This is a genomic window from uncultured Chitinophaga sp., from assembly GCF_937874145.1.
Classification (GTDB): Bacteria; Bacteroidota; Bacteroidia; order Chitinophagales; family Chitinophagaceae; genus Chitinophaga.
Map to the genome: position 1 here is coordinate 1 of NZ_CALNBI010000136.1, position 7,287 is coordinate 7,287.

The following is a 7,287-nucleotide window of genomic DNA, read 5'->3' on the forward strand; positions in this document are numbered from 1 at the left end:
GCCGGCACCTTCAACAACCCGCTGGAAGCGCTGGCGTTCCTGCGCAAGGAGCCCTCCGTCAAACTCGTTTTCCTCGACATCCAGATGCCCGAGCTTTCCGGCATCGAATTCATGCAGCTGCGGCAGCGCGGGGTAGACGTGATCATCGTTTCCGCCTACGACGAATACGCCGTCGACGGTTTCCAGTACGACGCCGTGGATTATCTCCTCAAACCCGTACCCTTCGACCGCTTCGTGAAAGCCGTCCAAAAGGTGACGGAGAAACAGCCGCAACAGCCAGCGGTTCCCGCGCAGCCGGATTTTATCTTTATCCGGACCGACAAGCGGATCATCCGCCTCAACTTCAGCGAGATCCTGTTCGTGGAAGCCCTGCGCAATTACGTGGCTATCCAGACGGCCAGCCAGAAGATCCTCACTTTGCAGAACCTCCGCAGCTTCGAGGAAGCTTTGCCGCCGCGGCAGTTTATCCGCGTGCACAAATCTTTCATCGTGGCCATGAACAAAATCGACAGCGTGGAAAAGCAGCGGATTTTCATGGGCCAGCACATGGTTCCTGTTGGCGATACCTACGTCAAACAGTTTTACGAAGCCATGGGTATGAGCTGAGCCATAACATTTCCGCAGCTCGCCTGTTAATAGAGAACGATGCCGACATTCCCCCTGCAATCCGCAAAAGGCCGCAGCGTGATGGCCGCCACGATCCTCGCTTCTTCCATGGCGTTTATCGACGGCACGGCCCTCAACGTGGTGCTGCCCGCGCTCCAGAACCAGCTGCAGGCCACTGCCGCGGGGCTGTTCTGGGTCCTTAACGCGTACCTGCTCATGCTGGCGGCGCTCATCCTGGTGGGCGGCGCGCTGGGTGATAAACTCGGCAGGAAGCGGGTGTTCATGACCGGGATACTCGTGTTCATCGCCGGTTCCGCTGCGTGCGGACTGGCCGCCAACGTGGAGCAGCTGGTGCTTTTCAGGGTGGTGCAGGGCGGGGGCGGGGCGCTCATGATCCCGGGGAGCTTGTCGCTGTTGTCATCCTCCATCAACGAAAACGAACAGGGAAAGGCCATCGGCACCTGGTCGGCCTTTACCACGCTGGTGACCATGGGCGGGCCGGTGCTGGGAGGCGCCCTGGCCGATGCCGGGTTGTGGCGGTACATCTTCTTCATCAACATTCCCCTGGGGCTGATATCCCTGTTTATCCTCCGCCGGCACGTTCCCGAACAGCGCAACGAGTCGGCGGCAGGAGGGATCGACTATACCGGCGGCGCCTTAACCGCGCTGGGGCTGGCGGCGCTGACGTTCGGGTTCCTGCGGATGCCGGAATATGGATTTTCGCACTGGCAATCCTGGGGCGCCCTTGCCGCGGGCGTTTTACTGCTAACGGCGTTTGTCTGGGTGGAGATGAAATCACCCAACCCGATGCTGCCTTTGCATCTTTTCCGCAACCGCACATTCTCCGGCGCCAACCTGCTGACGTTCTTCCTGTATGCCGCGATGGGCACCGGAATGCTGTTCCTTTCACTCAATATGGTGCAGGTGCAGGGTTACACCCAGCTGCAATCCGGGCTTACTTTTCTGCCATTTACAGTGCTCATGATCCTGCTGGCGCGGCCGGCGGGCGGCTGGGCGGATAAAACCGGGCCCAGGCCTTTCCTGGTGGGCGGGCCGCTGCTGGCGGGTACTGGTTTGTTCCTGATGTCGCTGGCGGGAGAAACGGGCGGGCCTTCCTATTACTGGACCACCTTTTTCCCGGGGATCCTTGTGCTGGGGCTGGGCATGTCGCTCACCGTGGCGCCGTTAACAGCAACGGTCATGGGCGCGTTGCCTCCGCAACTCTCCGGCACCGCGTCCGGCGTGAACAATGCGGTGACGAGAATCGCCAGTGTGTTTGCCACCGCTATTTTCGGGGCGCTGGCCGTGCTGCTGTTTGCGAAGGATGTTCGGTCGGGGTTGGAAGGAATGACGATGAACGAAGGATTAAAATCCGCCGTGGTAGCGGAAACCGTGAATCTCGGCAATGCGCATCCGCCGGGTGGCGTGCCGCAGGAATTATCCACTACCGTGAAAACGATATACAAAGATGGATTTATCGCGGCCTACCGTAGGATCCTGCTCATTTCGGCGGTGCTGGGCTGGCTGTCGGGGCTTATTGCCTGGTGGCTGATCCCGGGGAAGGCGCACTTCCGGAAACGGCCGTCAGCGAACGGCTGAAAGGTGTGCCGCCCGCCCGAGCGCTGTTTCGGTGGGGCCTTCGAAGGAAGCGAGGTTCGCCAGTTCACGGACTTTCCTGGTACAGGCCATCCAACCCCGTAAATTATTCAAATCGCAAACCAGTCTTTTCCGGCCCAACAAGGCAAGGTCCGCCAGGTCCTGCACGCCTTTCGTTTCATGTTGAAGGCGGCGGATGGCCACTAGACCCACGGCATGCAGCGCATGAACGGCATGTGCGTATTCTTTCTTCTTTTTGGCGGGATAGGGCAACCTCGACAGCGCCTGGTTGAAGCGGGCGCTTTCCGCCATGAACCGCTTTTCCAGCCGGCCGTAGCGGCGGTGGAGAATGGGAATAGTGAAGATGCCCGCTCGGATATCTTTCCAGATATCGGTTACATCATAAGTCAGCTGCATCAAACCTGCCATGGGAAAAGCGAGGGCGGTTTCCCCTGGCACTGGGTAATGGTCGAATGCCGTGTATAACAGAAGTACGGAATGGTAACTTTTGTGATACGTGATGCGGAACAATTCCGCTTCGCAGATGGCCGCATCTTCCTGCCTGCGCGACAGCTCCCGCCAATGGCACACATCCCGGAAATGGGCCGTTACAGCCGCCGGGGTGGATGCAGTGGCCAGCAGCCGGAGATAGGCTTCCCGAAGCACAGATTCGCTTTCGTTCCGCGGATTAAATCCGGCGGGGTGGTTGGCCAGTTCCCGGATGCGGGTATCGTTTGCCGGGCGCACGTTACACAGATTGTCGAACAGCGGGGCGATAATGGCATGGAGCGTCTGCCGGGTTTGTTCGGCCTCCGTGAGCTCCCGACCCTGCATGCGGGCCAGGGCGCCGCAGACCACGTAATGAGCGATTTCCTGGTATCTGTACATGCGTTCGATGAGATCGTTGGGGAGGATGGAAAGCGCATCCGGCCGGAGGTGCATCAGCATATCCCGCAACCGCCGCCGCATCGCGGGACGTTGCCGGCGCTTCCGGAAATACAACCGGAACAAGTGAAAAGACGTTTCCGCCAGGGGTACATCAGGGTATGTCATAACGGATAGGGATATAGGGATTCCGTCCCCCAAAATAACAATTTCCACTATCCGCAGGTAGTTAAATAATCGCAAACCCCAGCTATTCCCCTTCAACCGCTCATTTTCAACGCCTAACGTTTATCCGCCGCCGTATGTCCGCAGCTGGCCACAACTAAAAAGCCCCCCGGACAGGCCGGAGGGCTGCATTCTCAGGTATACCAGGTTAATTGTTGATCCAGGATTTGTTGTAAGCCGCCGCCACAATATCGTACACGTCGCGCCAGCCGTCCTTGATGGAATTGATGCCCAGTGCCAGCTCCACCTTCGCAGGCAGCTTGATGATCAGCGTCTGGCTGCCTACGTCGCCGCCGTTCAGGCCTTCCTCTTTGTTGCGGTTCACGTACAAAGCGCCGTCGTGGCCGTAAGCCATGCCACCTGTTACGGGGAAGCGGGCAACCCAGCCGAGGCGGTTGTTATCCATCAGCGCACGTTCCTCGGGCGACAGGATACTGTCGGAATGCGTGAGGTACACGATCACGCGGGACATTTCCATCGTGGTCAGCACCCATCCGCCACCGCCGCATTTGTTGGACCAGTCCCCGAAATCGCTGCCAATCAGCCGGTATGGCCCCTCGGTCATCATCATCGTCATCTTGCCCGTTACCGGCGCACAACCACGGGTAGGAATCCCGGCTTTTGACAGTACGTGCAGGTTCACCAGGCGGATGTATTCCTGGCTCATCCATACCTGGAAGTCTGCCGGCGGCAACGCCAGCTCCCGTTGCCGGAATGTAGCGGAATCATGCAGTTTGGGAAGGATCGCGCGGAACAAAGCGTAGTTGATGTTCGAATATGCGTTCGACTGCGGCGCGGTAATGGGTGAAGCCGCTGTTGTCATGAGCGACGACCATTCCGTGGCGCTGCCGCGGATGCCCGAAGTGTGCGTCATTAATTGTTTGAAAGAGAGCTTTTTGATGGTGTCGTGCACCGCCCAGGATGCAGGCAGCCAGGGGCCGATCTTCGAATCGATGGTCACGTCTTTTTGCAACATGTACTGTACAACAGTGGCGGCTGTCAACGTTTTGGTAACGCTGGCCACGTTGATGAAAAGATCCAGGCCGGATTTGGTGCCGCCAACCGTAGCGATGCCAAATTCCGCCGTATCGGCCACCTGTCCGTTTTGCGTAATGACGAACTGATACCCCCGCGCACCAGTGAGCGCGGCCTGCAGGTTCTTCTTGAATGCAGCAGTGCTGAATACCTTGTCGTTCGATTTGATGGGAAGTCCCTTTTCGCAGGATGCAAGTCCGGCAAGGACTACAGCGGATACAGCAAGCGTTTTGAAGGGTGTGATAACGTGTTTCATTTTTGAGGTTTTAACAGTGATGGCACCAAAGGTAATATCGCACACACCGGGCCGGGAGCACCGTTTCATGAAACAACCTTCCGGGTTAACGGAAACAGTACATGGTTTCATACGTGATCAGTCAACACCGTTGTCACAGACCTGTACGTTTCATCATTTAATGCATCTGATTCCCCCTGATAATAATTAACTTTCAACTTCAATCATCTTTATGCAACTAACTTCCCAAATAACCGAACATTTCCGCAGCGTGCATACTGGTAATAACTGGACGGCCGTCAACCTGAAAGACACGCTGTCTGACGTAACCCTCCAGGAAGCCATGACGCCCGTCGGCAGCCTCAACACCATCGCGCGGCTGGTGTTCCATATCAACTATTACGTATCCGCGGTATTGCAGGTGCTGCGCGGCGCCCCGCTGAACGCCAGCGACAAACTTTCGTTCGATCACCCGCCGCTGGCCACAGAAACCGAATGGCGGCAACTGGTGGCCAAAACACTGGAAGACGCGGATGCCTTCGCCGCCTTAATTGAAAAATTCCCGGAATCTCGGCTGGGGGAAGTGTTCGAAAACCCTGACTACGGTAACTATTACCGCAATTTCCACGGTATTGTCGAACACACGCATTATCATCTGGGCCAGATCGCCGTGATCAAAAAACTCCTCCGCGAAAAGGCATGAAATCTTCATGAGATCAGCAGCGCCGGCGCACTCAAATGAACCGTCAACGCGGTGCTCCTCATAAAACGAAACGGCCCGCAAAACTGCGGGCCGTTTTTGTACAAAGCAATATCGAAATTTACAAACCATAACGTAAGGTGGCGCCAAACGTGCGCGGATCGCCGAGCACACCGGCATAATGCCCCGCGTTGCCCGCCCCGGGCAGCAACTGCTCGAAGTAATTTTTATCCAGCAGGTTCCTCGACCACACAAAGAACGAGAACCCGTTCACCGCTTTGAAACCCGCGCGTGCATTCAGCAGGAAGTACCCGTCTACCCGCAGGTATCTGGAAGGAGAGGGGTTCGCCGCAAAAAACCAGCTGCCCAGCTGCCCGAAAGCCTTGCCGGCCTGCGTCACTTCACCGCCACCGGAAACCGCCCATTTGGAAATACCCGGCAGCTCACCGCCGGAAATATCTTTAAAAGTAGGACCACCGGTTTCTTCGAGCGGCGGCGGCGCGTTGGTAAAGCGTACGTACTTGCCTTCGGTATACGCCAGCGCACCGAAGAACGACAGGAAGTCGCGCACCCGCACGTTCGCATCAAGCTCTGCTCCGCGTACGCGCACCTTTTCGGCGTTGGCGAGGTAACCGCGGTTCACCGACAGGTCGGCGGCCTGTACCTGCGTCTGGTACTCGGAAATCTCGGTGTTGTAAACGGTGAGGTTGATGGTGGAGTTGTCGCCGGGTGAGGTTTTCACGCCTACTTCGTAATGGCGCACTTCTTCCGGTTTGATCACTGCGAGATCGAGCATCGTTTTGCCGGCAGTTGTAGGCAAGCCGCCGAGGTTGAGGCCTACTGGTTTAAATCCAGTGGAGAAGGTCGCGAAGGTATTGATCCGTTTGTGCGCCTTGTATGCCAGGGTAACCTGGCCGGAAATATTGGTGTCGTCGATGTCGGTTTCAAACGCCTGGTTCGAATACACGGCATTCTTCAGGGCGATCAGCGCAGGGTCTTCGGTCTGCAGGCCACCATATGTTTCCCGGCGGAAGTTCACTTCCTTGTCGTCGTAGTTGAATCGGATGCCAGGCAACAGGCTTAGCCTGTCGGTGATGGCCCAGTCTACCTGTCCGAATACCGCTCCGCTGAAAGATTTGAAAGTAGGATAGGATTTGATGCCGTAGCCGTCGAACAGACCCGGTGTTTCCCAGGCGGCGCTGGTGGTGTTTTTGGAGAAACGCCACTGGTCGCGGCCCGATTCTTCGATGTGAGCGCCGTCGGCTTTCAGGTTCTGGCCGAAGGCGTATACACCGAATACGCCGCTAACCTTGCGGAAGAGCGAGCCCGCCCAGCGTACTTCCTGCGACCACTGGCGGTGCTTTGAGGTAGCCTGAGATTTGGCGAGTGCCTGCAAGCCGGTAAAATCACGGTCGTTGGAAGGATCCCAATTCCAATAGCGCCAGGCGGTGGTGGAAGTGAGCCTGCCCGAGCCCAGTTTGAAATCGATGTTGAGCGAGGCCCCGCCGAGGTCCTGGAACGATTGCCAGGGTGTATCGTGATCGATTACACGGTCAAAGGGATTGGTGCTGGGTACTTTATAATTGAGATCGGCGGCGATGGCGTCGAACTGGCGGTAACCGGCGCGCAGCGTGGGCGCCGTACCGGCATATACCTGTGCGTAACCATCCGGCCGCTGGCGTGTGGCGTCGGCCGCGAGGATCACTTCCACTTTCTCGGAAGGCTTGAACAGCAGCTGCCCGCGCACGCCGAGGTTGCTGAGGGTATTGGTTTGCTTGTCCGTCCGCTGGTTGTAAATGGTGCCATCCCGATGCGTGCCGGAAAATGATACCCTGGCCGCGAATTTATCACTAAGGGGGCCAGTGAGCGAAGTTTTGGCCTGCACGAACCCGTAGTTGCCGTAACTCACTTCAAAATTAGCGCCCGGCGTGAATTTGGGCTTTTTGGTGGTAACGTTGAAAGTACCGGCGGTAGTGTTTTTACCGAAGAGCGTGCCCTGCGGCCC

The 7,287-nt window shown here is 57.4% G+C and carries 6 protein-coding genes; 3 read left to right on the top strand and 3 right to left on the bottom strand.

Annotated elements, in window-relative coordinates; genetic code table 11:
• Together Q0510_RS06195 and Q0510_RS06200 are read left to right on the top strand one after the other, a co-directional pair.
• A partial coding sequence (locus Q0510_RS06195) for a LytTR family DNA-binding domain-containing protein (RefSeq protein WP_298709219.1) occupies window positions 1-606 on the top strand: 606 nt, incomplete at its 5' end.
• Between the two features lie 39 nt (window positions 607-645).
• The gene (locus Q0510_RS06200) at window positions 646-2,205 is read left to right on the top strand and encodes an MFS transporter (protein WP_298709220.1); all 1,560 of its coding nucleotides are present in this window, start codon (window positions 646-648) and stop codon (window positions 2,203-2,205) included.
• Here the strand turns inward: Q0510_RS06200 and Q0510_RS06205 are convergent.
• Window positions 2,191-3,255 (bottom strand): hypothetical protein, encoded by a 1,065-nt coding sequence (locus Q0510_RS06205; protein WP_298709222.1) that lies wholly within the window; start codon window positions 3,253-3,255, stop codon window positions 2,191-2,193. The genes Q0510_RS06200 and Q0510_RS06205 overlap by 15 nt on opposite strands.
• Window positions 3,256-3,460: 205 nt before the next feature.
• Window positions 3,461-4,603: a serine hydrolase gene (locus Q0510_RS06210; RefSeq protein WP_298709224.1), complete on the bottom strand. Its 1,143-nt coding sequence runs from the start codon at window positions 4,601-4,603 to the stop codon at window positions 3,461-3,463.
• Between the two features lie 211 nt (window positions 4,604-4,814).
• Here Q0510_RS06210 and Q0510_RS06215 point away from each other — a divergent pair, with 211 nt between their 5' ends.
• Window positions 4,815-5,285, top strand: coding sequence for a DinB family protein (locus Q0510_RS06215; RefSeq protein ID WP_298709226.1), 471 nt, complete (start codon window positions 4,815-4,817; stop codon window positions 5,283-5,285).
• Between the two features lie 118 nt (window positions 5,286-5,403).
• On the opposite strand, the gene Q0510_RS06220 is transcribed toward Q0510_RS06215, so the two are convergent.
• Window positions 5,404-7,287 (bottom strand): TonB-dependent receptor (locus Q0510_RS06220; RefSeq protein WP_298709229.1); only part of this gene is annotated, 1,884 nt, incomplete at its 5' end.